Genomic DNA, 24861 nt, shown 5'->3' with positions numbered 1-24861 from the left:
TGCGAATGTCCATGTTCGCTGGCTCCTACAACCCGGCTGATCTTTGCAGACGGTTGGCAATTTCGATAAAATCTTCGCGCGACACGCCCGGCGCAAACTCTTCCGGCAGCTCATCGAGGTCCGGAACCGGGCCGCCATCGGGAACCCCCTGAATGACTTCGGCCGTCGAGCCATCCGGCAAAGGCCCGCGCCAGATCAAGGCGATATCCTGATAATCCTGATCGCTGAACGTATACAGCTTGCGGTTCAGTCCCATCGCAATATACGGACGGGCAGCGTCGAACTGTTCGTTGTCGAGGTCGGGGATGGGCAGCATTTTCGTCAGGTCTACCCCTGTGGCGATTTCCAGCGCTTTGGCGTAGGCGACAATATGCACGCCGCCCCTGACCAGCAGGTAGCCGATCATCGCTCTCGCCGTCGGGTGATCGGTCATCTGGTACACCCTCATCTTGTGCGTCCGCGCTCCGCATTCGAGAAAAAAGTTGTGCAACAGATCGAGGACGAGATTGCCACTGGTGAAAACGTAATCGCCCATCCACGGTTTCCCCATCGAGTCCCCAGGCAGCGCTGTCTGTGCCGAAACAATAAAATGATAGGTGTTGCGCTTGTTCAGGCCGTTCGCCAGCGGCGTCGTATCGGGATCGCCCGGCCGCGTAATGCCTTTCATGCACAGGTTGATCGCATTGGACACCAGCTCGACATGGCCCACTTCTTCTGCCGTAATGCTGGCGACGAGGTCGTAAAACGGCTTCAGCTTGCGTTTGCCGCGAAAATTGAACGATTGGTACAAGTAGTTGTTCAGTGTCGACATTTCGCCAAAACGACCGCCCAACAGTTCCTGGACGGCCGCAGCGGCGTTGGCGTCTCCGTATTCCGGCTCTGGAAGCTCGATAGCCAATCTGTTGATTCTTGTAAACAACGCGATTCCCTCCCCCGTCATACTCCTACCTTTATTGTTTTATGTCGGGGCAAGGTTGTATCATGCCATCAACCCGGCATGACCCAGACGATTTGCTGGGTGCGCACGAAAAACATCGAGCCGCCCACGCGCAAAGCCACGTGATCCGGCATGACATGGACGACGTTGCCGCGAAGATTTCCCAGGGTCGTTTGAATGACGACATCGCGCTGTACCACGCTGAGCAACGTTTGATACAGAAACGGGTCAATCACCGTCGACATCGAAGGGGTGTTCGCCCCTGGCTGGGGTTGTTGGTAAGGATACGCACTCATGACGCTCTGGACTCCTTCCTGTAGTTCCTCACCTTACCTTATATGCAGCGCGAGACGCCTGGGTGAGTGCACAGGCCGTCTCGAATGGCGTCACTGGCCCGTGACCGTTTCAAGCATTGCCTTGTCCCGCGTCGATGTGGCGACCTGTTCCCGTCCAACCAGCATGATAGCCCGCATCTCCGTGCAACCTGCGGCTGCTTTTCCCACAAACAAAAACTCCCCTGCCAAATCGACAGAAGAGTTCTTCACCAGTTTCGTTTCACGTCTTATTGCTTCAACGCCGTCCGCTGTTCGCTGCTCTCCTTGGCCTTGACCACAACTTGCTGCTGCTTGGCCTGCTTGAGCGTCTCCTGATCGATGACGTGCAGCTCGGCCATTCTGTCCAGCACAACCTGCATGCGCGCCTGGGCTTTTTCCCCATGCTTCACGGGCGAATATGCTTCCGGCGCTTTCGGCAACGAAGCGAGAATCGCAGCTTCGCCCATGGTCAGCGGTGCATGCCCGCTCGACGCTTTGAGCGTTTTGCCAAAGTAAAACTGGGCCGCTTCCTCGATGCCATAGTGCCCATGCCCGAAGTAGATCACGTTCAGGTACATCTCCAACAGCTCTTTTTTGCTGTAGCGCTGCTCCAATTGCAAGGCAATCGCCATTTCCTTGATTTTTCTGCCAATCGTTTTGTCCTGGGTCAAAAACAGGTTGCGGGCCAACTGCATCGTGATCGTGCTGCCGCCCTGCACGTAGGCTCCCTCCTGCACATCTACCCAGATGGCCCGGGCCAGTCCGTACGGATCCACCCCGGAATGCTGCATGTAACGGTGGTCCTCAATCGCGACAAACGCCTTCCACACGTAGTCCGGCACCTCATCCAGCCTGACGTAGACACCTTGTGCCGGATGCTGCACCGCCGACAGCTTCCGCTCATCGATCCACAGGTTGCCTGCCCAGGTGAGAAAAAGCGGTGTCAGAACTGCCGCCACCAGCAAGGCGACGAGCGCGAGGCCGGCTCTTTTTTTCCAGGAAACGCCCCGTTTTTGCGAGCGTTCCCTGGCAATTGCTGCTGTATATGGATTCGCTTTTCCTCCTACCGGAACGGAAAGCTGGTTCATGCTGCATTCCCCCTTGCCTTGCTAGACAACTCTATTGTAGGGAATGCGCCTGTTTTCTCCCATCGAATCTGCTTACAGCAAGCTTACAATTTCGTAAGGCTCCAGGCTCTGGCTTATCAGGAGCGGAGTGTCCCGGCTTCCTGCTGGCGCAGCTCGACTCGTCTGATTTTGCCGGAGGTTGTCTTCGGCAGTTCCTGGACAAATTCGATCTTGCGCGGATATTTGTACGGAGCGGTCAACGTTTTCACGTGATCCTGCAGCTCCGAAACGAGTCCATCGGAAGGCGCATGGCCTTTTTTCAGGACGACAAATGCTTTCACCACATGCCCGCGCTCGGGATCGGGGCTTGCGACGGCCGCACATTCGGCTACGGCCGGATGCTTGACCAGTGCATCCTCCACCTCGAACGGACCGATGGTATACCCGCCGGAAATGATGATGTCATCCGAGCGGCCCTCGAACCAGATGTAGCCGTCCTCATCCATGCGCCCTTGATCGCCCGTCACGTACCAGTCGCCGCGGAATGCTTTTGCCGTGCGCTCGGGATCATCCAGGTAGCCTTTGAACAACGCCACAAGCTTGCGGTCAATCGCGATGTCCCCGACCTTGCCGACAGGCAGCTCGTGGCCCTCTTCGTCAATGATCGCAATGCGCACGACCGGAGATGGCTTGCCCATTGATCCTGGCTTTGGCTCCATGCCTACGAAGGTACCCACCAAAAGGGTGCTTTCCGTCTGTCCGTAACCGTCGCGCACTGTCACCTGGAACTCGCGGCGGAACGTATCGATCACTTCGCGGTTCAGCGGCTCCCCTGCCGAACATGCGGAGCGAAGCGCTTGCAGCTTGTACTGGCCCAGATCGGACACTTTGGCCATCAGTCGGTACTCGGTCGGCGTCGCACAGAGAACGGAAATCGGGTATTTTTGCAAAATCGCCCAATAGTTTTCGGCGACGAACCGTCCTTTGTACACAAACGCCGTCGCTCCCATGCCCAATGTGGAGACGAAGGGACTCCAGATCCATTTGGCCCAGCCAGGACCTGCTGTCGCCCAGACCAGATCGCCCTCGCGCACGTCGAGCCACTGCTTCGCCGCCACCGCCAGATGCGCGAACGGCCAGCCGTGGACGTGCATAACCCCTTTGGGACCGCCTGTCGTCCCGGACGTATAGGACAAAAAGGCCAGTTCATCTGCATCCGTGTCTACTGGCGTAAATTCCTCGGCTTGCCCCTCCATGATGTCCGGCAGAGCAACCCAGCCTTCTTTTCCTGCGCCTGTCGTCATGTAGTGCGTCAGACTTGGGCATTTACCGCGAGTCTGATCGACCTCGTCCATCGCGCCTTCGAAGCTGATGACAGCCTTGACCTTGGCGTGGTTCACCCGGTACTCGATGTCCTTGAAGCGCAGCATTTCCGACCCAGGCAAAATGACCGCGCCCAGCTTCAACAAAGCGAGGTACAGCCCGTACGCGAGTGTCCCGCGGGAGACGAGCACCAGCACCCGGTCCTTCGCCCCAATCCCGACGGAGCCAAGCGCATTCGCGATGCGATTGGAATAGCGACGCAGCTCTTCATAGGTCAGGATCCGTTCGTTCCCTTGCTCGTCCAGCTCCCAGACAGCGCGTCTCTCCGGATTTGTTCTGGCCCATTCATCCACTTGTGCGGCGAAATTGTACTTTGCTGGCATGTTCAATTGCAAGTGAAACACCTCCACGTTTTTTACGTATGTAGAAATAGAAGTTCTGCATTTTCTCAATATTTCCTCTTTATTCTCTATTCTAACAAAAAATGTTCCGCGGAGTATTACAAAAATTGGCAAGGGCAGCACCCGCAACGATTCGCAGCCATCCTGCGTCATACATAACAAAGGCTCTCATGCACAATGCACGAGAGCCGGCAGGAACGGTTTTTCCGTATACGGTTATGGAAAGCTTGCAATCCTACAGGACGCGCTTGATCTTGACGACGCGCTTCTCCCAGTTCGTTCCGTCGAACTTGGAATAGGTCACGCCAGGGCTTCCGTACGTGTGCAAAATTTTGCCGTTTCCGGCGTAGATCGCCACGTGTGTAATCCGGTCGGAGGAACTGTTGACAGAAGCTTTCATGAAGATCAGGTCGCCTTTTTGCAAGTTCTTCTTGGACACAGTCGTCCCTACGGTCGATTGCTGGCGGGAGTCGCGCGGCAACGTGATCCCCGCTTCCTTGAAGACGCGCTGCGTAAACGACGAGCAGTCAAACGTCTTGGTCGTGCTGCTGCTGGAGCCGTACTTGTACTTCGTACCCAAGTATTTCTCGCCGATCTTGATAACCTTGTCGGCCAGGTTGTTTACCGTTTGCTCCTGCTTGCTGCCGGAAGTGTCGGAAGAGCTTGTCTCCTCCAAAATGCGGCGTGCGCCGAGGAACTTCTTGCTGTATTCCGAATAGTTTTTCAGGACGACGGCATCTTCGCTTTGCGAGGAGTAGACAAATTGGTCATTGCCTATGTATATGCCCATAAATGTCGGGCTGCCTTTTCCGTTGGACGAGAAGAACACCAGGTCTCCCGGCTGCACGCTGTTTTTGGAGACACTTTTACCTGCCTTGTATAAGCTCGCAATCGTGCTGCCGATGGAAACCCCGATTTGCTTGTACGTGTACGTAGCCAGTTCTGCGGAGCCGAACTGTGTTGGACCTTTTGCTTTATATTCATAATCTTTCCCAATCAAGGATGTCGCGATCTTTACAACATCAGACTGTTTTGAATCTTGCGTCTTAGCGGCCGCCTGTTCAACTTGACCACCCATTAACAGGGACGTACTCAGCATGACTGCTACTGTTGACTTCAAAACCCAATCTCGTTTCGTCACTTTCTTTTCCTCCTTGTCATGTTGTGGCACCCGTCGTGGGTACATGGACAGATTACCCCAGGAGGAAACGGGAGGATAAGACCGTAAAATTTACCAATCATGGAATTAGTAGCATCGGACTAATCAAAAAACAAGTGTCACAACAGGTCACTCCTGCCTTTTAGTTCCATAGTACCAGACGCTATTGAGAATTGTTTTCAACGATGCTTTTCCAAGCAAAAACCCATCTTCTGCTTAATCCTGTCAGAAGATGGGTCTATTTGCCCGCCGCAACTGCCCGCTTTTATTTCAGTTTGGCCGTAAACTGGCCCCACTCTTCTTCGCCCCATTTGAGGGTCAGCACATCGCCATCTGCGACAGGCCCGACACCCGCAGGAGTCCCCGTGTAGATCACATCGCCCGCACCCAGACCGAAATGCTCGGCAATGTAGGCAATAATCGTCTCCAGATCAAAAATGACATCGCGAATATTTCCCCGCTGCACCTGCTCGCCGTTTTTTAGCAGGGAAAAGTCCGTTTGCTGCATCGCTGCAAGGCCCGGAAACGGGTGAAACGGCGTCAAGATTGCAGAACCGGGAAAGCCCTTGGCAAGCAGCCACGGATGACCTGCGCTCTTCAACTCGCTCTGCACATCGCGCAACGTAAAATCGATGCCAAGGGCGATTTTGTCGACCAGCTCGGCAAGCGTGCAGCCCGATTCATACGGCCGCGCCAGATGCACGACCAGTTCCGCTTCATAATGAAGCTCTCCGCGCGTGCCCGGCAGCTCGACCTCCTGTCCGTTCGTCACAGCCAGGGCGTGTGTCGGCTTGGCAAAAATCATCGGTTTTTTCGGTACGTCGTTTCCCAGTTCGGCCGCATGCAGTCGATAGTTCCGTCCTACACAGTAAATATTGCGGATCTGTTCCATTTTGTCCTCTCCTTATGCAGGCTTTTCGCTCTCACTTACTATATCATGGGAAAGAGGACAAAAGACAGCCGCTCACTTCTCACCAAAGCAGTTGTCATAGCCCGGCCAGAGCCTGGCGTTGCCGCGGGCCTCCACTTCAAACACCGTATCGCAGATCGCTTCCAGTGCGCTCTCCAAATCCGTCTCCGCCTCTGAGATCCACGTGAACCCGTAGCGAAGACGCACGGCCTGCTCGTTTTTTTCACAAAAGACAAACACAAGCTGCGGATGCTGCTCAATGACAGCTCTGCGCGCCTGAACGGTCGCGTCCAGCGAAAACAAGCCGTCCCACTCCGCGATGACATAGGTGGAGGTCACCTCGATCCAAAGGGCAGAGGAATCGTCTCTTCTGCCAAAAACAACGGCATCCTCCCGGTAAAATCCATAGCCCGAAGGAAGGGCGCCCTGCAGTCTGAATGCCATCCCGACAGGCAAATCTTCCGGCTTCAGCGCTGCGACAAGCCTTCCCGGCAGAAAATAATAGCCATCCTTTTGGCAAAAGCCCAGCGGCTCTCCCATGACGACGACGCGCTCATTATGCGGGTCGCCTGTCACCTGTACGTACATCACGGCACCTCCTTTTTCACCCAGTATGGTCAGGCATGCCTACCTCATAACCAATTATCGCTTTGAAACATCCATTATTTTACATTTTTTAAAGACAAAAAAACAGGAGGTACATCCCCATTGGGTGCCCCCCTGCTTTTGCGTTGTTGTCATGATGCGCGGACGATGGCGATGACGACATCGTTTTCGTTGTACGCCTTCGCTTTTATTTTGACGGGAAAATCGTATGGATTCTGGAATTGGAAATCCAGCAAGCCATAAGCTACCGTCGCGTCCTGGCCAGCCGGTACATAGCCCACCGACTTGCTGTGATTGTGCCGCTCCACCATCGTCATTCCCGCTTCTGCGGTCGCATTGTACAACGTGCTGGATACTTGGCAAATCCCGCCGCCGTAGTCATCGACAAGTTGTCCGTTCAAGATTGTGCCTGCCTTTTGCCAGCCGTCCTCTGCGATATTCGAGTTGCCTACTGCTTCATTATAGGAAAAGACCGCTTGCGGATCGATTTTTTGCTTGTTGATCTTTCTCAGCGCCTTCTTGATATTGTGCTTGCGCGCGTCAGAGCTGCCTTCCATCGTCGTATGGTAGAACCCAAGGACCTCGTTTTCCTCGATGTCCATTTTGTCCAAAAACATTTCACGCTGCTCTGCAGGGAAAAGTTCTTCTGTGCCCAAGGCAGATGCAGGAGTGGGAAGGACTGCTGTACACGCTGAAAACAGGAAAGCTGCTGTCATCACACTGACACCTGCGAACCGGAATTTGTTCATGCTCCTCTTCTCCCTCGTTTTTAATCGTGCTGTCTCTCTTCTCGGCTTGCAGAGAAGCTTTCAGTCAACGCCAGCCAGATCGTGTCGACCACAATGCTCGCCACTCTACTGTATCCCACGCATGACGCGGCGAGCAACCTGCAAATGTTGGGCAATTCAGAAAGACCAGGTGCGCAGCCAAACGGCGTCAGTCGTGCAAAATCTCCACATACCCTACTGTCCCGTGTACGCGGATGCGTTGCCCGTCTTTGATGAGCCGCGTGGCATTTTCCACGCCGACAACGGCCGGCAAGCCGTATTCACGCGCAATGACAGCCCCGTGGTCATCAGGCCGCCCACTTCCGTGACCAGACCTTTGATCGCTACAAACAAAGGGGTCCATCCTGGGTCGGTAAAAGTAGTGACCAATATATCCCCTTCTTCCAGATTCGCCTCTTCCATGTGTAAAATGACTCGGGCCCGCCCCTCGATCACTCCGGCAGAAACAGCGAGACCGGCAAGGGCATTGGCTGGCAAGCTTTCCCGCTTGTACTTGCCAGAGATGATTTCACCGTCAGACGTGATGACACGAGGCGGGGTCAGCTTTTCGAATAATCGATAGTCTTCCTTTCGCTTGTGGATGATCTGCTGGTCCAGCTCGTTCGTGCGCACCGCTTCGTGAAACTCTTCAAACGTAAGATAGTACACGTCTTCTTTTTCGTGAAGAACGCCCGCCTGGACGAGTTTTTCGGCTTCTTTCAGCAAAGCTTGCTTGTAGACAAAATAGCGACTCACGATGAAGTATTTGGGATATTCGCGATAACCAGTGAAGTTGCGAATGCGGTCAATCATTTGTTTCGTTTCTCTTGCTTTTTGTTCCCCGTCCGGCAATTGCCTGACTCGCTCGATCATCTCTTGTTCTTTTTTAAGCGCTTCCTGTCGCCCTTGCTCAAATTTCTCCTTGCCGGCATTCGGCGCAAAATTTTTGATGTTGCTCAAAATCATGGGGACGAGCATATACGGGTTTTCACACCAGCGCGTTCTCGTCAGATCAATTTCTCCGGCACTGCGCATACCGTATTTGTCGAGATAGGCCTGGATCGCGTCATGCGCCTTTTGTCCGCCCTCTACCTTTCGCAGTCCATCCATAAAGTGCTCCGCTTGTGCGTGCTGCAAATAGTCAACGACCTTTGGATAAGGGCGAATCACATCGGCAACATCGAGGAGCGCCAGCCCCATTTCCGACGTGATGTTGTTTGGCACAGATTGGGAAAGCGTGTCGGCTGCGTTTTTTTCACCCAGCCACTCGGACATTTTTTCGTTAATCCATGTCGCAGCATTGAGCGCAGTCATAATCACGCCCATGTTTTCGGGGACAAATAGCACCTGCTTTAACTGCCGAATGTCTTCGAGAATAAAGGAAAACAAGTCCGGCCCGGATTTCGTCTGGATGCTTTGCTTTGTCTTTTCCAGCGCCTTTTGATTTCGCGCAATCAACTCAGCCACGATGGCTGGATCGACTTCGCTCGGTGTTTTCAGACTGGCGGTGAGCCTGCCTGGGTTGCTGTTGCCGGGCGCCTGCGCTTTGTCATCTGCTAGTGTCAATGGGATATAATCTCGCTCGATGATCGCAAGCAGCGCGTCTTTGATAAGCGGATCCGATTGTCCCAATGTTTTTAGCAGCGTCTGCCTGCCGTCAGGGGAAGCGAGCATCTTTGTCACATCGACAAACAACCTTCCCCCCGCTTTGTGCATCGGTGCATTCGTCGTCAGCAAAAAAACAGACATGCCCAATGGCTTCAGCGGGTTGGTCATCATTTGTTGGTGGCCCACCGATACGTAGACGTGATCGCCTTGATCGTTCGCTTCCGGGATGGGGTACAAAGTCGTAATCGGGCGGCTCTGGACAATGGAAAACGTATCGTCAACGAGGCACCATTCAATATCTTGCGGACAGCCAAAATGAGCTTCGATCTGCCTTCCGATGCGTGCCAGTTGCAAAATTTGCGGGTCGGTAAGAGTTTGCACCTTTTGTCGCTCAGGTTCGATCTGCTCCGTCTGTGTTCCGCCTTCTTTTCGTCCGTAAATCGCCAGCGTTTTGGTCGCGATTTTCTTGCTGACGATGACTCCGTCTTTTACCTGATAACCATCAGCGGAGACAAGGCCAGAGACGAGTGCTTCGCCAAGTCCAAAGCTGGCGTCGATTGACAGCAGCTTCCGGTTGGCTGTAATCGGGTCGGCGGTAAATAGAATCCCGGAAGCTTGCGGGAACACCATCCTCTGTACGATGACGGATAGAGAAACATCGCGGTGGCCAATTCCGTTCTGCATCCGGTAAATGACCGCGCGATCCGTAAACAGCGAAGCCCAGCATTTGCTGATATGCTGCAAAATGGCTTCGATTCCGATTATGTTCAAATAGGTGTCCTGTTGACCAGCAAAAGAAGCGTGCGGCAAATCTTCCGCAGTCGCGCTTGAGCGCACGGCATAAGCGTGTTTTGCACCATAGCGTGAGAGATAGCGAGTCACGGCTTCTACTACATCGGCGGGAATTTCCGCTTCTCTGATAATTTGCCGAAGCTGCCTGCTGATTTCACGCACTTGCTCCCGGTCTTCTGTGCCAAGCCTTGACAGGCGATCCAGCAAAGCATGGTACGTCTCGTTTTGTGCGATCGCTTTTTGATAGGCCGCGGTTGTCACACAAAATCCTTCCGGGACTTGTATGCCGGGGATTTTCGATAGCTCACCCAGATTGATTCCTTTTCCGCCAACGAGCCACTGCGCCGTTTTTTCCATTTCCTGAAAACCAAGGATCAACGTGCTCATACCGATCTCCCCTAACCATTCCATTGTGAAAAAGCATTTGACAAGTGATTGCGCAGGTGATACAATTAAAGTGTAAGATGAGGTACTACTAACCATAAAAGAAAGCGCAGACTTGTGCTTCGATTATATCATCGTGTCTTTTTAGGCGCAATAAGAAAACCCTGAGTGAAGCTCCGGGTTTTTTTGCGTTAGCGGATATTTGAAAGCTTGTAGTCATAACCGAGCAAGCTGCAAATCTTGGCCGGTTTAAGCCTGCCCTGCCTGCCCATGCACAGGCGGGCGCTCAGAAAGCATCCAATAAGGGTCAGCCATGTCCAGATCATGAAAAGCAAAAAAGCTTTTGTTCTGCCGAAAAAGCAGCCCAAAAGCCTGTCGTCTACTCGTATGGTGCGGTCGAGAGGACTTGAACCTCCACGGTGTTGCCACCACTAGAACCTGAATCTAGCGCGTCTGCCAATTCCGCCACGACCGCATATGAAACACGTGGTGCCGGCGATAGGAATCGAACCCACAACCCCCTGATTACGATTCAGGTGCTCTACCAATTGAGCTACGCCGGCAAGTAATGATATTCGCCATTCGTTTATCAAAAGATGGCGGAGCTGACGGGACTCGAACCCGCGACCTCCGGTGTGACAGACCGGCGTGAACTCCAACTTCACCACAGCTCCATGTGGTTTTTTCCATTTTTTACTCACTATCGTGGGCACTTCTGTAATATAGCATGTTTTCTACCAACTTTGCAATAGTTTTTGAAAATTTTATTCTCCATCATTTTTTCATAGATTTACCATTGAAAATCCGTTAAAATTTTATCCAGATATGCAGAAAATAGTAGATTGGTGGAGACGATGATATGAAACTGACTTCGAAGCTACTCACCTCCCTCGCCCTCTTCACTCTGCTGCCTACTGCTGCTCACGCCTCCTCTGGAGTGTACGTAGTATCAGCAGGGGACACGTTGAGCAAAATTGCCCGTGAGCACCAGACTACGGTCAGCCAGCTCATGCAAGTGAACCAGCTGAAAACCGATCAGCTGTCGATTGGCCAGACTTTGGCTTTGCCTGAGGGAAGCCTGTCGGCAAGCGCTGGAGCCGATCTCCCTCTCGATGTGATAGCCGGCTCCAATCTTTCCGCCCAGAATGAGCCGGAAGAATTGACGGCTGGCGAAAAAGCTCGCGTGACAGCAGATGTGCTGAACGTGCGCAAAAAAGCGTCGACGGATGCGAAAGTGTTAGGCAAGCTGAAGTATGGCGACCTGGTTGAAGTCGTCGAGACTGGCAGCGAGTGGACCAAAATCGAGTTCGAAGATGATGAAGCCTACGTCTTCTCCGCTTACTTGAGTCCAAAGCTCGCCCCTGACCTTGTGTTTACAGGCGAAGTTGATTCCGCAAGCCTGCATCGTCTGGAAGCGATCTTTGAACCATTGCTCAAAACTCCGTATGTGACTGGAGGAACTACCCCGGACGGATTTGATTGCAGCGGCTTTACTTCCTACGTATTTAGCCGACTCGGAGTAACTCTTCCGCGCACATCCGAGGAACAATTCCGCGGTGGAACATCGGTTCCGCTGGAGCAGGCAATGCCGGGCGACCTGCTGTTTTATGATTCCCTTGGAAAAGGACGTGTATCCCACGTAGCGATTTACCTGGGGAACGGCACGATCGTCCATGCAAACGGCGAAGACGTACGCTATGGCAAAGTGGAGTACATGCACAAGCTGTATCCGTTTTACGGCGTGAAGCGCTACGTCGATTTCCAGTAGTTTGATCCCAACAAACAGCCCACACCTGTCTGCAGGTTGTGGGCTGTTTGCATGTGGGACTCGTATCAATGAATTTCCGAATGTTGTCCGGCCTGCGGAGGTGTCTGATTGCCCCCGATTTCGATTTTTCCCAAGGCCTGCTTCATCTTGTCGAGCTGAAGCTGGTAATCGCGTACAACTGTGGTGAGAACGCTGACCGACTCTTTAAAATCGGGTTCGCTACTGACCCTGTCGATGGCTCTATGTAGATGCAGCATTTTGTTCTCTGTTTCCCGCAGTAAGTCGAGTAACTGCAATCCGTTTACCACGTCATCACCTCATTTGCTTTTTTCTTACTGTTTCCCGCTCCGTCCGTTGCTATGCGTCAAAAAACGCCCGACTCGCTTATCGGGCGTTTTTTCCTGCAAGCTTACGCACGTGCTGCGGCAAGCTCTACAAACGTATCAATATCTTTTTCGATCAAGGCAAGCGAGCTGCGCCAGAAGTCAACCGAGCGCACGTCGACGTCCATGATGGCCGCCACATCCGCAATGTTCATTTTGCCTGTGACAGACAAAAGCTCGTCATATTGCTGGACGAACGCTTCGCCGCGCTTCACATACTCGGCGTACAGTCCTTTGGCAAACAGCAGGCCAAAGGCGTACGGGAAGTTGTAGAAGTTGAAGTCGGCACTATAGTAATGCGGCTTGCACACCCACATGTACGGATGCAGCACGGCATGGTTCAGCCCTTCTCCGTAGGCGTCTTTTTGCGCTTGCAGCATCAGCTCCTTCAGCTCGTTGACGGACAGGGAGCCTTCCGCGCGACGGGCAAATACGGCCGTTTCAAACAGGTAGCGGCTGTAAATATCGACGATGACCTGACCGGCGCCCGAGATGTCGTTTTCCAGGATCGAAAACGCTTCTTCGGGTGTCGCCTGGGCCAAAGCCGCCTTGGCGATAATCGTTTCGCACAGAATCGACGCGGTTTCGGCAATCGGCATCGGATAGTCGCTGTTGCAAAACGCTTCCTGGACGAGACATTCGCCATGGTAGCCATGTCCCAACTCATGCGCCAATGTGCTTACGTCACTGTAGCTGCCTGTGTAGTTGGCCATGATCCGGCTTTCCCCGACCATGTGCAGGTTGTAGCAAAACGCTCCGCCGCGTTTGCCTTCGCGAATCTCGGCGTCAATCCACTGGTTGTCAAAAGCGCGGGCAGCATAATTCGCCAGCTTTTCGCTGAAGCTGCCAAAATGCTTGACAATAAAATCGCGCGCTTCCTGATACGTGAAGCGCATGTCGGCTTCGCCCACCGGAGCGAACAGGTCGTAGAACGGCAAGCCGTTCTCGTGTCCGAGCAGCTTGGCTTTTGCCCGGAAGTATTTCGTAAAGGCCGGCAAGCTTTCTTTCATGGCCGTGAGCATCGCGTCGAGTGTCGCCTTGTCCATGCGCGAATCGAGCAATGTTTTTTCCAGGGGCGATTCATAGCCGCGCAGCTTGGCTACGGTGATGACCTCGCCCTTGATGCCGTTCAGGCACGCCGCAGACGATTCCTCGATCTTTTTGTAGGCGGCAAGCTCTGCCTCGTAGGCGGTTTTGCGAAGCGTTGCATCTTTTTCATACGCCATGTTGCGCACGACTGGCAGAGGAAGCTGTTTCGCCTCTCCGTCAACGGTGATGTCCACCAACAAGGTCGAGGTCAGCATTTCCTGCAGCTTCGTCCAGGCGTTGGAGCCTGTGTTTTTCATTTTCGCCAAAATGATCTCTTCTTTTTCGCTGAGCATGTACTTGCTCTTCTCGGACAGTTCGGTCAGCATGAAGCGATGGGTTTCCAGCAGCTCTGACTGGCCAATCAACTCGCTCAGGTTGTCCAGCTGGCCCAGCCATTTCTGGAACTGCACGCCCGGCTCCACCAGCTCGACGGACTGCTCCTGTACTTTCTCGATCAATTGCAGCGCTTTTTCGTTTTTCGCGTCTACGCTTGCCGCAAGCTCGCCAAACGCGTACAAGCGGTACTGCGTCTGCAAAATCGACGTCAGCCGGGTAATGTACGTCTCCATCTTCTGGACAGCGTCTTCGGGCGATTGCAGGCTCATTGCGGTCCAGTTCTTTAGCTCGTCCATTTCCCGACACAGTTTTTCCCAATCTTGCCTGCATTCCGGCGAGTCAAACGACGTGTACAAAACGTCCAAGTTCCAGCGCATGTTCATGAGTTCGGCCTCCTTATGCCTATGTATGCTATGTATCAGACTCTATTGTAAAAAAATTTAGATAGATTAAGCAAGTTTTTATAAAAAACATGCGCAAACAAGACGGCCAGGCAGACAAGGCAGTCGCAAGAGACATCGGGGATCATTTTCCCGGCTCCCCTTCTTCGGCCCTCTCTAGCATGACAGCCACTTCGGCTGGCGGCTTTCTCGTGCGGCGTCTTGCTTTGCGCTTCTTTTTGCGCAGCACAAACAAGGCAGTCAGCATGAAGGCCAGTGTCGCAAGCTGAATCGGTTGGGAGAGCTTTGCCTGGACCCAGCCGCTCATGCCGAGCAGATGGAGTAGGACGGCTAGGTAAAGAAGAATCGATGCGAGATTTTGCGCGTTCACTCTTTTTCACCCCTGTCTGGCCAGATCGGATGGGAGAAGAAAAACTCCCGTGAAGCCAGGCTGGTGAGCTCCACAGGAGTGTCGGTTCGTGCTGTGTACCGTTTTGGGATTAGATCGGCAGAAGCTCTACGCTTTCCTTGCTCTCAAGCTCTGCCACCATGTCCAGCCAAGCTTGCGGCTTTTGCGGCAGGACGGCGTAATAGCGCTTGAGGAAAGTGACGATCAGTTCTGCCTCCAGGCTCGTCTGCTCTTCATTCGTCGGCAGGAAGCCAAGGTCGAGTCCAGCTACTGCTTCACCATCGTTTTGCCAGGATGGATGCACATACGCGATATTCGTGCGCTTGTAGCCCAGATGGGAAAGAACTTCCCGGCGCACGAACGGGTCCATCGGCTTGATGCCGCCAAAGCTGTGCTCCTGCACACGGTACGGATCGTAAATTTCGGCAAACATGCCGTACAGTTCCTTGCCATTTTCCTTCGCCAGCGCGAGCAGGTCTTTTTGCCGCTCTCTCGCCAGAAAACGGCCTACGCCAAGCCCTTCCCGCCCGATAATGGTGAAGTCGGTCATGGCGACGTTCAGATCAGGATAGTAGCGGTATTCCGTAGCGCCGACTACCTCTCCTTCATGTACGGCCACAAATACGCGAATTCCCGGGTCTTCGAGCGGCTCTTTCCACAATTCGTAGGCGAGAACCTCCTCTGGCGGGAAAACTTCCTGCATCAAGCGGTGCATTTTGGCAAACAGCGGATTGTCAATATGTTGAATGCGTACAAATTCCATCGTGATTCATCCTCCTGGTTCTGAAAAATCGGTAATTCGTTCGTCGCCTAGCGTGCCAGAAACGGGTTTTTCCACTCCATCAGCACGGCGTAGTTGCGGGACTCCTCGTCCTCCAAATAGTTCGGCACAATTTGCACAGGCATCCGGCCACAACGCATGAGAAACGTAATGACCGGGTCTTTGACCTCTCCCGCTACCACGCGCTCGACGTATTGCTCCGGCGTCCACTCATCTGCATAACGGCCGTAACCAGGCATTCTTCCGCCGCCCAAAAGCCGTTTCAAGCCTTTTTGGACGACCAGCTCGTACATTGCCTGCATCATCAGTTGTCCGAGTCCGAGCTTGCGGTGGCTCGGCCGGATGCAGATGTCCACGATGTACAGCGTGTCCCCGTCTGGATCGTGGTTGCGGATGTAACCGTTGTCGGTCACATCTGCCCACTTGTGCTCCGGGTGGGCAGGGTCGAATTGCACGAGCAGTCCGGTCATCGAGCCTGCCAGAACACCGTCCACCTCCACGCAAATCGCGCCCTCGGGAAAAAGCGTGATGTGGTTGGTGAGCTGCTCCTGGTTCCACCACAGCTCGGAGGGAAACGGCGGCGGGAAGCTCTCCGCCTGAATCTGGATCAGCTCGAAAAAGTCGGAGCGGTTGTAGTTGCGGATGACAGCCTTGCGCGGCTTGTCCCCTTCAAACACATACAGTTCTTTGCGGTACATTTCCATCCTCCGTCTGTTCGCGAGATGCTAGCTCCAATCGGGATACAGGTCTGTGCGACGGTCGCGCCACGTTGTCACCGAGCCTTTTTCCCGCACTTCGTACAACAGCGACAGGTCGAGGTCGGCAGTCACGAGCATGTCCTGGTTGATTTCGCCCTCGGCAAGCACTCCGCGCGGCGGAAACGGCACATCGTTTGGCGTCAAAATCGCCGCCTGACCGAAGTTGGCGCGCATAAAGTCGACAGTCGGCAGCGAACCTACTGTCCCCGTCAGAACGACGTACACCTGATTTTCGATGGTGCGCGCATGGCTCGTGTAGCGTACGCGATGGAAAGCGTGGCGGTCGTCGGTGCAGGACGGACAGAAAATGACGTCTGCGCCGCGCGCCTTGGCGATGCGCACCCACTCGGGAAACTCGATGTCGTAGCAAATAATCAGCGCGACCTTGCCTTTGTCGGTTTCAAAAATTTGCAGCGAGTCGCCTGCCCCCATGTTCCAGCCTTTGATTTCCCATGGCGTGATGTGGATTTTCTTTTGCTGGCCCACCCGTCCGTCCGGGTAGAACAAAAAGGCGGTGTTGTACAGCTTACCGTTTTCCTCGATAATGTGCGTGCCGCCGATGAGGTGCATGTCGTACTTGGCCGCAAGCGAAGTAAAAAGCTGCACGTACCGCTCTGTAAAGGACGGCAACGCTGTAATCGGCAAAGCGTTTCCTTGTCCGTCGCCGATCGACATGAGCTGGGTGGTGAACAATTCCGGAAACAGCAAAAATTCGCTGTCGTACTCCTGGGCGTTACGAACGTAGTGCTCGACTTGATTGGCAAAATCTTCAAAGCTATGTATCGTATGCAGATGGTACTGCACTGTGGAGACGCGCATTTTCACAGCAATCTTCCTTCCTTTTTCCAGATGTCTAAAATATATCAAAAATGATCGGGAAAGTCTCTCTTTCCAGATAAACAAGTGCAAAGGCTGGACGTTGAGGCGACTGCTCAAGCGAAACAGGCAGTCCGTTCGTTTTTTACGTTACGTTCATCCCTTCGAAAGCTGGTATAATAGCTACGTGAGACATAGGAGGAATCCAGATGGATGAATGGTTGAACAAGCCTGTGAAAACGAAAGAGCGTCCGAAAAAGCGCGGAATCGTTGAATACATCGACGAGCAGTACATCGTCGTCTTTTTTACGGCTCCGCTGAAGGAACGCGTGATTTTTTCCAGCAAGGAGTCGTTTTTGAACAAAGTGGAGTTGCTGGAGGACGCGCCGTCCACACCCTAGCAGCCTGCTTTTTTACCCGCCAAAAAACCCGTATCCGGCACAACGATTGGTGCGCAGGATACGGGTTTTCGCTTTTACGCGTAGTGCTCTTCGCGAAGGCGCTTGATTTCTTCGCTGTCGAGGTACTCGTCGTAGGTCATCATCTTGTCGATCACGCCTTTTGGTGTGAACTCGATGATCCGGTTGGCGATCGTTTGCACGAACTGATGGTCGTGGGAGACGAACAGCACGGTTCCATCGAAGTCGATCAAGCCGTTGTTCAACGCCGTAATCGATTCCAGGTCCAGGTGGTTCGTCGGTTCGTCCATAATCAGCACGTTGGCGCCAGACAGCATCATTTTGGACAGCATGCAGCGAACCTTTTCGCCCCCGGACAGCACGTTCGCTTTTTTCAGCGCTTCGTCGCCCGAGAACAGCATGCGGCCAAGGAATCCGCGGATGAACGTCTCGTCTTGCTCCTTGGAGTATTGACGCAGCCAATCCACGAGGTTCAAATCTGTGTCGAAGTATTGGGCGTTGTCTTTCGGGAAGTACGCGCGGGAAGTGGTGACTCCCCATTCAAAAGAACCGCTGTCCGGCTCAACTTCGCCCATCAAAATCTGGAAGAAGGTCGTCTTTGCCAGCTCATTTGGTCCGACAAACGCTACCTTGTCCCCTTTGTTGATGACCAGATGGAGGTTTTCAAACAGCTTTTCGCCCTCCACTGTCTTGCTCAAGCCTTCAATCGAAAGCAGGTTTTTGCCCGCTTCGCGCTCCGGCTTGAAGTTGATGAACGGATATTTGCGGCTGGATGGACGGATGTCTTCCAGTGTAATTTTCTCCAGCAGCTTTTTGCGCGAGGTCGCTTGCTTCGACTTGGAAGCGTTGGCGGAGAAGCGCGCGATGAACTCCTGGAGCTCCTTCATCTTCTCTTCTTTTTTCTTGTTCTGTTCACGAGCCATCTTCAGCGCGAGCTGGCTGGATTCGTACCAGAAGTCGTAGTTACCCACGTACATTTGAATTTTGCCGAAGTCAATATCCGCGATGTGCGTACACACTTTGTTCAGGAAGTGACGGTCATGGGAAACGACGATGACGGTGTTTTCATAATCGGCCAGGAAGTTTTCCAGCCAGCGAATCGACTCAATATCCAAGTGGTTCGTCGGCTCGTCCAAAAGCAGAATGTGCGGGTTGCCAAACAGCGCTTGTGCGAGCAATACCCGTACTTTTTCCGTACCGGACAGGTCTTTCATCAGTTTGTCGTGCAGTTCGGTCGGGATGCCCAGACCAATCAGCAGGCTTGCTGCATCCGCTTCGGCCATCCAGCCGTTCAATTCTTCGAATTCCGCTTCCAGCTCTGAGGCGCGGTTGCCGTCCTCTTCGTTGAAGTCTTCTTTCATGTAGAGCGCCGTTTTTTCTTCCATGATCTCGTACAGGCGCTTGTGACCCATAATGACGGTTTTCAGAACTTCATACTCGTCAAACTCGAAATGGTTCTGCTTCAACACAGCGATCCGCTCGCCTGGTGTCACCGAAACGTGTCCGCTCGTCGGTTCAATCTCTCCGGAGAGAATCTTGAGAAATGTAGATTTCCCCGCACCGTTCGCACCGATGAGGCCGTAACAGTTACCAGGGGTAAACTTGATCGATACATCTTCAAACAGTGCGCGTTTGCCGTAGCGCAGCGTCACGTTCTGAGTGCTTATCATCGTCGCAATACCTGCCTTTTTTGAATCGTTCAAACACTTATCTTACCAGAGCCAACCTCATATTGCAAAAGAATTGCCGCTGCGACAAATCTCAGCCTGGACACTTTTCCTCATGGATTGTTGCAAAACCGGGAATGCTACCACTGTATTTCCACCCTAACGAAGAAAGAGGTCGTGACGATGTCCAAACACAACGGGGTCAAGAACGAGATGGGCAAAAAAGAAAATCCTTCCCAGACCCGCTCTTCGACAACGGTCGGCAAGGAAGAAACTCGCTCCAAGCAACGGGGCGAATAATCGTCCCCTTCCCGCACGAAAACCGGCCTGCCTTCTTGTGCAGACCGGTTTTGCCTTCGTTTTGTGTGAGCGTTCAAATGCTGATCTGCTGCGGAACGTAGACGCGCGTTGGCTTGATTGCTGGCGCGTTTTCCACAAAAATGGAGACGTTGTGCAGCGTCACGTACACCATACCGCCTTCGACCACGTTCAGTTCCAAAAACCGCTGACGGCTCATTTCCGCTTCAAACACTTCTTTCGTATCCAGCCGCTTCAATTCCAGGCGAACGAACGGGCCGAGTGGTGTAACCCGTTCGATTTGCGCCCGAACGGATGTGGTCGCGGTCGATTTCGGCGGGTGCAGCGACACTTCCACGTCATGCGGACGCATGTAGCCGACAGCCGGCCCTTCAAAATGAGCGTGCTCCGCCTCGAACTCCGCTTCCCCCAGTTTGATCCGTCCGTCCTGAATCCGCCCGTGAAACAGGTTGACGCGGCCAAGGAAACTGTAGACAAACGGGTTGGCAGGCTTGTGGTAAATTTCTTCGGGTGTGCCGACCTGCTCCACCCTGCCTTCATTCATGACGACGACGCGGTCTGCCAGCTCCATCGCTTCTTCCTGGTCGTGCGTCACGAACAAAATCGTCAGGCCGAGCTTTCCGTGCAAATGACGCAGCCAGCGCCGCAACTCCTGCCTGACTTTTGTGTCCAATGCGCCAAAAGGCTCATCCAGGAGCAAAAATTTCGGCTCCACCGCAAGCGCTCTGGCCAGTGCGACACGCTGTCGCTGTCCCCCGGACAATTGCGAAGGATAGCGATGCGCCAGCCCTTCCAGTTGCACCAACCGGAGCAGGGAATGCACTTTTTCGCGAATCTCTGCTTTGCTCGGCCTTGCTTTGCGGGGACGGACGGTCAGACCGAATGCGATGTTGTCAAAAATCGTCATGTGCCGAAACAGGGCGTAATGCTGGAACACAAAGCCAACTTGACGCTCGCGCACATCCCGGTTTGTATTGTCCTCGCCGTTAAACAGGATGCTCCCTTGCTGCGCCTGCTCCAGTCCGGCGATCAGCCGGAGCAGGGTCGTCTTGCCGGAGCCGGACGGGCCTAACAGCGCGACCAGTTCGCCTTCGGGAATGTGCAAATTGACATTTTGCAGCGCGGTAAAGTTTTTGTAAGTCTTCGAAATGTTGACAACCTCAATGCTCATCCTGCCCTCTCTCCTGACACGTCAAAGTGATCTTCCACTTCCACCTCGAACTGTCGCTCTGTTTTCCACTCGATCACGCTTTTTACGACGAGCGTAACCAGTGCCAGCACAGCGAGTAGCGTCGCGACCGAAAAAGCCGCAGCAAACTGGTATTCGTTGTACAAAATCTCCACGTGCAGAGGCAGCGTGTTGGTCATGCCGCGAATATGGCCGGAAACGACCGAGACAGCGCCAAATTCGCCCATCGCCCGGGCATTGCAGAGAATGACGCCATACAGTATGCCCCATTTCACATTCGGCAAGGTGACGCGCCAAAACGTTTTCCAGCCGCTCGCACCGAGCGACACGGCCGCTTCCTCTTCGTCCTTGCCCTGCGCCTCCATCACGGGGATCAGCTCGCGAGCGACAAACGGAAACGTGACAAAGGTCGTTGCCAGCACAATGCCCGGGACGGCGAAAATGATTTTCAGATCAAGCGTAGCCAACAACGGCGCGGCAATTCCCTCGCTGCCAAACAGGAGAACGAAAATCAGCCCGGCGATGACAGGCGACACTGCAAAGGGCAAATCAATCAGCGTCAGCAGCACATTTTTGCCGCGAAACGAAAACTTCGCGATGGCCCACGCAGCGGCGACGCCAAACGTGACGTTCAACGGCACGCTGATGGCGGCGACCAAAAGCGTCAATTTGACCGCCGACAGCGTTTCCGGGTCGGAAATGGCGGCGAAAAACACGTCTGCCCCCTGCTTGAACGCCTCGGTAAAGACGGCAATCAGCGGCAGGATGAGAAACAGTCCGAGAAACAGAAAAGCAACCGCGATCAAGCTCCAGCGCACGTAGGCTGGCTCCGTTACATGCTTCATTGGTCACACCCTCTATCGTGCCGCATCGAATTTGTTCATCCTCCATTGCAAGTAGTTAATCATCAGCAGCATGACAAACGAGGCAACGAGCATGACCGTCGCAATCGCTGTCGCGCCCGCGTAGTCGAACTGCTCCAGCTTTGTCATGATGAGCAGCGGCACAATTTCTGTCTTGAGCGGCATATTGCCGGAAATAAAGACGACAGAACCGTACTCGCCGAGCGCTCGGGCAAAAGCAAGGGCAAAGCCGGTAATGATCGCCGGCAGCAAATGGGGCAAAATGACGCGGGTAAACGTGTGAAAGCGTGTCGCCCCCAACGTCGCAGCCGCTTCCTCCATCTGCAGATCCCAGTCCTGCAAGACAGGCTGCACCGTCCGCACGACAAACGGCAGACCGATAAACGTCAAGGCCACCCAGATGCCGATTGGCGTATACGCGACTTTGATCCCCCACTCCGCCAAATACTGCCCGATCCACCCGTTTTCAGCGTAGATGGAGGTGAGCGCAATCCCGCCTACTGCTGTCGGCAAGGCAAACGGGAGGTCGACGATGCCGTCAATGATGCGTTTGCCGGGAAACTGGTAGCGGGTCAGCACCCAGGCGACCAGGACGCCGAATACGGCATTGACACAGGCGGCAAAAAAAGAAGTGAGAATACTGACGCGAATCGAAGCGAGCACGCGCGTATCGAGAATCGTGCCCACAAATTGTTCCCAGCTTAATGTGGAAGCTTTTAAAAAAAGGACCGACAGGGGGATCAGCACCAGCAGGCTCAAATAAATGATGGTGTAGCCCATCGTCATCCCGAAGCCCGGCAAAAACCCCCTGCGCGAAAATAATTTTTTCATGGAGCTGACTCCTCTGATGACAGGTTATGTTTTCTGGCGTTTACGGTTGGTACAGTTGATCGAAGACGCCCTGGTCGGAGAAATGCGTTTGCTGCGCCTTCGTCCACCCTCCGAACAGTTCGTCGATTGTGAACAGTTCGATTTCAGGGAACGCAGGTGTATGCGCCTTGAGCACTTCCTCAGAGCGAGGACGGTAGTAATTCTTCGCTGCGATTTCCTGTCCTTTCTTTGAATACAGGAACTGCAGGTACGCTTCGGCGACTTCTTTTGTCTTGTGCTTTTCCACGTATTTGTCAACGATGGCAACAGGCGGTTCGGCCAAAATGCTGATGGATGGATTGACAATCTCGAATTTGTCTTTGCCCAGTTCATTCACCGCGAGATACGCTTCGTTTTCCCAGGCGATCAGCACGTCGCCAATCCCCCGCTCGACAAAGGTAGTCGTCGAGCCGCGCGCACCAGAGTCAAGAACCGGAACATTATTGAACAGCGCCGCCACGAACTCCTTTGCCTTGGCTTCATCTCCCCCGTTCTTCTTGAGTGCATAGCCCCAGGCAGCGAGGTAGTTCCATCTGGCTCCCCCGGACGTTTTCGGGTTCGGTGTGATGACCGAGATGCCCGGTTTGACCAGATCGTCCCAATCCTTGATCTGTTTCGGATTACCTTTGCGCACCAGAAAAACGATGGTCGAGGTGTAGGGCGAACTGTTATCCGGCAGTCTTTTTTGCCAGTCGGCCGGAATCAGCTCTCGCTCGGCTAGGGCATCGATGTCATAAGCAAGCGCCAACGTGACGACATCCGCTTCCAGACCGTCGATGACCGAGCGGGATTGCTTGCCGGAGCCTCCGTGAGATTGCTTGACAGTAACCGATTGTCCGGTTTTCGCCTTCCACTCTTGGGCAAATTCCGTGTTAATCTCTTGGTAAAATTCTCTCGTCGGGTCGTAGGAGACATTGAGCAGCTCAACGGCTTGCGCGCTGCCTCCCGCCTCTGTCCCGCCCGTTTCTGTTCCTTGCGACGCAGCGGAGCATCCGCCCAAAGCGATCGCTAACGCGACAATTCCGATGCGTCTCAGACTGGAATGGATCTTGCCCTTTGTGGTGTTCATAGTGGTAACTCTCACTCCCCGTTTTTAATCTATACTATTTTACTCGGAATACTTTGATATTTAGATTATACCTGCCTTCCCCTCGCTGTCAATCCTATTTCCCATCCACTTTATGCCCCATAGGCGGGCGAGGTGAGCGCGAGCGGCAATCCAAATTCTCGGGATCAAGACTTTCCCTTGCGCCGCTGGTTTCTTTTGTGCAGGCTGAGGCCGCCGCGCTCTTGCGGGTCGGCGAACGCCTCGTCCAATCACCCGACGCGGACATCCGTCTCGCGCATTTTTTTGCTTTCGGTTATGATGAAAGGATAAAGGAGTGAAGGAACGTGATTACCGTCTATGTAAAACGTCCGCATGAACAGGCGGAGAAGCTCGACATTGCCGATACCAGCTCCTTGAGCGAACTGGTGGACGGCGACTTTGAAGTGGTGGTCGACGATCATTTGGAAGGAATTTCCTTGATTGTGAATGAAGATGGGCGCGGCGTGCTGGGAAACAATTTTCCAATTACCTTTGACGGCTATCTGGACTGGGTCTACGGTCCGTGCGTGTTCGTCAAAGCGGACGGCCGCTCGCTCACGGAGGAAGATATTAGCCGCATCGACCGCTTCCTTGCGTCCAAAGTGTAATCGCAGCTTGCTCGTAACATGAGCGCACAGCAAAAAGACCCCTGATCTGCCAGCAGATGCGCTGATTGCGCCAGCACACGCTGCTTCTCAGGGGTCTTTTTGTTTTTTGTGGATGGCGCCAGCTTTTGCTTAGCCGTTGATGCCGCTGCTGCCGAAGCCGCCTGTTCCTCTTTCCGTTTCATCCAGTTCGTCGACAACCTCAAATTGGGCAACAGGAACCAGTCCGATCACACCTTGCGCAATCCGGTCGCCTTTCTTGATGAAGTAGCTGTGCGCGTCCACTTCCTCAGCTACCTCCACTTCTTTTTCACTTGCATCCAGACATACTTTGCCGAGCTTGCCAGAAGGAATGCGGATGTTGTCCATCAATACGCACACCTCTCCGCGATAACCCGCATCGACAGTTCCCGGCGCATTCGAAAGGCGCAGCTTTGTCTTTGCGCCAATCCCGGAACGCGGGCGCACTTGCAGCTCATACCCTTCCGGCAAGGCAAAAGCAAGTCCGGTCGGGATTTTGGCAGACTGCCCCGGGGCAATAATCGTATCTTCCACCGCTACCAGATCAAATCCGGCGTCCATGGCACGCGCATATTGCGGGATCACGGCATCCGGATGCAGCTTTTTCAGTTTTACCTGCGCAACCAGGCGCTCATTTGTCAGCTTCATTCCAAGTCTCTCCTCATCTATCGCCTCATTAGCTGATTTCCTTCCATAGTGTACAAGATGTCCGGAAAGCTCGCCACTTTTTTGCCTGTTTTCGGCACGTTTTCATAGAACGCTCACAAATCCCTTTTCTTTTTTCTAGGTTTTTGCCCCCGGATTGTGCTATAATCACCGTTGCACCAAAAACTA

24 protein-coding genes, 3 tRNA genes and 1 pseudogene are annotated in these 24861 nt (G+C 53.6%); 3 read left to right on the top strand and 25 right to left on the bottom strand.

Features of this window, described 5'->3' with window-relative positions; all coding sequences use genetic code 11:
• Positions 1-25: 25 nt before the first annotated feature.
• The 13 genes and pseudogenes from AAFJ72_RS10660 to AAFJ72_RS10600 form a co-directional block, all read right to left on the bottom strand.
• Entirely contained in the window at positions 26-919 is an 894-nt protein-coding gene (locus AAFJ72_RS10660; RefSeq protein WP_432777041.1) for a manganese catalase family protein, read from the bottom strand.
• A 68-nt stretch (positions 920-987) separates the two neighbouring features.
• The gene (locus tag AAFJ72_RS10655) at positions 988-1233 is read right to left on the bottom strand and encodes a DUF2642 domain-containing protein (RefSeq protein WP_432777040.1); all 246 of its coding nucleotides are present in this window, start codon (positions 1231-1233) and stop codon (positions 988-990) included.
• 90 nt (positions 1234-1323) lie between these two features.
• Entirely contained in the window at positions 1324-1482 is a 159-nt protein-coding gene (locus tag AAFJ72_RS10650) for a hypothetical protein (RefSeq protein ID WP_432777039.1), read from the bottom strand.
• Positions 1483-1499: 17 nt separating this feature from the next.
• Positions 1500-2339 (bottom strand): transglycosylase domain-containing protein, encoded by an 840-nt coding sequence (locus tag AAFJ72_RS10645; RefSeq protein WP_432777038.1) that lies wholly within the window; start codon positions 2337-2339, stop codon positions 1500-1502.
• 116 nt (positions 2340-2455) lie between these two features.
• Positions 2456-4036 (bottom strand): acyl-CoA synthetase, encoded by a 1581-nt coding sequence (locus AAFJ72_RS10640; RefSeq protein WP_432777037.1) that lies wholly within the window; start codon positions 4034-4036, stop codon positions 2456-2458.
• A gap of 241 nt (positions 4037-4277) precedes the next feature.
• Positions 4278-5183: a C40 family peptidase gene (locus AAFJ72_RS10635; protein WP_432777036.1), complete on the bottom strand. Its 906-nt coding sequence runs from the start codon at positions 5181-5183 to the stop codon at positions 4278-4280.
• A gap of 283 nt (positions 5184-5466) precedes the next feature.
• Positions 5467-6093: a fumarylacetoacetate hydrolase family protein gene (locus tag AAFJ72_RS10630; RefSeq protein ID WP_432777035.1), complete on the bottom strand. Its 627-nt coding sequence runs from the start codon at positions 6091-6093 to the stop codon at positions 5467-5469.
• Between the two features lie 72 nt (positions 6094-6165).
• Positions 6166-6699 (bottom strand): hypothetical protein, encoded by a 534-nt coding sequence (locus AAFJ72_RS10625; RefSeq protein WP_432777034.1) that lies wholly within the window; start codon positions 6697-6699, stop codon positions 6166-6168.
• Between the two features lie 149 nt (positions 6700-6848).
• Complete coding sequence (locus AAFJ72_RS10620; RefSeq protein ID WP_432777033.1) at positions 6849-7466, bottom strand: VanW family protein; 618 nt, start codon at positions 7464-7466, stop codon at positions 6849-6851.
• 187 nt (positions 7467-7653) lie between these two features.
• Positions 7654-10271: pseudogene (gene ppsA, locus AAFJ72_RS10615) on the bottom strand (phosphoenolpyruvate synthase).
• 385 nt (positions 10272-10656) lie between these two features.
• Positions 10657-10743, bottom strand: a tRNA-Leu gene (locus AAFJ72_RS10610).
• Positions 10744-10755: 12 nt separating this feature from the next.
• Positions 10756-10831, bottom strand: a tRNA-Thr gene (locus AAFJ72_RS10605).
• Between the two features lie 34 nt (positions 10832-10865).
• A tRNA-Asp gene (locus tag AAFJ72_RS10600) sits at positions 10866-10942 on the bottom strand.
• A 185-nt stretch (positions 10943-11127) separates the two neighbouring features.
• Between AAFJ72_RS10600 and AAFJ72_RS10595 the strand changes: the two genes are divergently transcribed.
• On the top strand, positions 11128-12036 hold the full coding sequence (locus AAFJ72_RS10595; protein WP_432777032.1) for an NlpC/P60 family protein: 909 nt from the start codon (positions 11128-11130) through the stop codon (positions 12034-12036).
• Between the two features lie 65 nt (positions 12037-12101).
• Here AAFJ72_RS10595 and AAFJ72_RS10590 read toward each other — a convergent pair whose 3' ends face one another.
• The 6 genes from AAFJ72_RS10590 to AAFJ72_RS10565 form a co-directional block, all read right to left on the bottom strand.
• Positions 12102-12344 (bottom strand): hypothetical protein, encoded by a 243-nt coding sequence (locus tag AAFJ72_RS10590; protein ID WP_122904318.1) that lies wholly within the window; start codon positions 12342-12344, stop codon positions 12102-12104.
• Between the two features lie 101 nt (positions 12345-12445).
• The gene (locus AAFJ72_RS10585) at positions 12446-14227 is read right to left on the bottom strand and encodes a M3 family oligoendopeptidase (protein WP_432777031.1); all 1782 of its coding nucleotides are present in this window, start codon (positions 14225-14227) and stop codon (positions 12446-12448) included.
• Positions 14228-14369: 142 nt separating this feature from the next.
• On the bottom strand, positions 14370-14615 hold the full coding sequence (locus AAFJ72_RS10580) for a hypothetical protein (protein WP_122904316.1): 246 nt from the start codon (positions 14613-14615) through the stop codon (positions 14370-14372).
• Between the two features lie 109 nt (positions 14616-14724).
• Positions 14725-15396, bottom strand: a complete 672-nt coding sequence (locus tag AAFJ72_RS10575) for a GNAT family N-acetyltransferase (RefSeq protein ID WP_122904315.1) — start codon at positions 15394-15396, stop codon at positions 14725-14727.
• 47 nt (positions 15397-15443) lie between these two features.
• Entirely contained in the window at positions 15444-16112 is a 669-nt protein-coding gene (locus AAFJ72_RS10570) for a GNAT family N-acetyltransferase (RefSeq protein ID WP_432777030.1), read from the bottom strand.
• Between the two features lie 27 nt (positions 16113-16139).
• Positions 16140-16997 carry a carbon-nitrogen hydrolase family protein gene (locus tag AAFJ72_RS10565; protein WP_432777029.1) on the bottom strand — a complete coding sequence of 286 codons (858 nt, stop codon included), beginning with the start codon at positions 16995-16997 and terminating at the stop codon, positions 16140-16142.
• Between the two features lie 200 nt (positions 16998-17197).
• On the opposite strand from AAFJ72_RS10565, the gene AAFJ72_RS10560 reads away from it, so the two are divergent.
• Positions 17198-17389, top strand: coding sequence for a hypothetical protein (locus AAFJ72_RS10560; protein ID WP_432777028.1), 192 nt, complete (start codon positions 17198-17200; stop codon positions 17387-17389).
• Positions 17390-17463: 74 nt separating this feature from the next.
• Here AAFJ72_RS10560 and AAFJ72_RS10555 read toward each other — a convergent pair whose 3' ends face one another.
• The 5 genes from AAFJ72_RS10555 to AAFJ72_RS10535 form a co-directional block, all read right to left on the bottom strand.
• Positions 17464-19077, bottom strand: a complete 1614-nt coding sequence (locus AAFJ72_RS10555) for an ABC-F family ATP-binding cassette domain-containing protein (RefSeq protein ID WP_122904346.1) — start codon at positions 19075-19077, stop codon at positions 17464-17466.
• A 370-nt stretch (positions 19078-19447) separates the two neighbouring features.
• Positions 19448-20563, bottom strand: a complete 1116-nt coding sequence (locus AAFJ72_RS10550; protein ID WP_432777027.1) for a sulfate/molybdate ABC transporter ATP-binding protein — start codon at positions 20561-20563, stop codon at positions 19448-19450.
• Positions 20560-21426 carry a sulfate ABC transporter permease subunit CysW gene (gene cysW / locus AAFJ72_RS10545; protein WP_432777026.1) on the bottom strand — a complete coding sequence of 289 codons (867 nt, stop codon included), beginning with the start codon at positions 21424-21426 and terminating at the stop codon, positions 20560-20562. The genes AAFJ72_RS10550 and cysW overlap by 4 nt, the downstream gene beginning before the upstream one ends.
• A gap of 12 nt (positions 21427-21438) precedes the next feature.
• On the bottom strand, positions 21439-22275 hold the full coding sequence (cysT, locus tag AAFJ72_RS10540) for a sulfate ABC transporter permease subunit CysT (protein ID WP_432777025.1): 837 nt from the start codon (positions 22273-22275) through the stop codon (positions 21439-21441).
• Between the two features lie 40 nt (positions 22276-22315).
• Complete coding sequence (locus AAFJ72_RS10535; RefSeq protein ID WP_432777024.1) at positions 22316-23383, bottom strand: sulfate ABC transporter substrate-binding protein; 1068 nt, start codon at positions 23381-23383, stop codon at positions 22316-22318.
• A 323-nt stretch (positions 23384-23706) separates the two neighbouring features.
• Here AAFJ72_RS10535 and AAFJ72_RS10530 point away from each other — a divergent pair, with 323 nt between their 5' ends.
• Positions 23707-24009 (top strand): DUF3846 domain-containing protein, encoded by a 303-nt coding sequence (locus tag AAFJ72_RS10530; protein ID WP_432777023.1) that lies wholly within the window; start codon positions 23707-23709, stop codon positions 24007-24009.
• A 129-nt stretch (positions 24010-24138) separates the two neighbouring features.
• Here the strand turns inward: AAFJ72_RS10530 and dut are convergent, their stop codons facing one another.
• Positions 24139-24675 (bottom strand): dUTP diphosphatase, encoded by a 537-nt coding sequence (dut, locus tag AAFJ72_RS10525; RefSeq protein WP_122904306.1) that lies wholly within the window; start codon positions 24673-24675, stop codon positions 24139-24141.
• Positions 24676-24861: the final 186 nt, after the last annotated feature.

It is taken from the genome of Brevibacillus gelatini, from assembly GCF_050920745.1.
Lineage (GTDB): Bacteria > Bacillota > Bacilli > Brevibacillales > Brevibacillaceae > Brevibacillus > Brevibacillus gelatini.
This window is presented reverse-complemented; position numbering and strand designations above follow the sequence as displayed.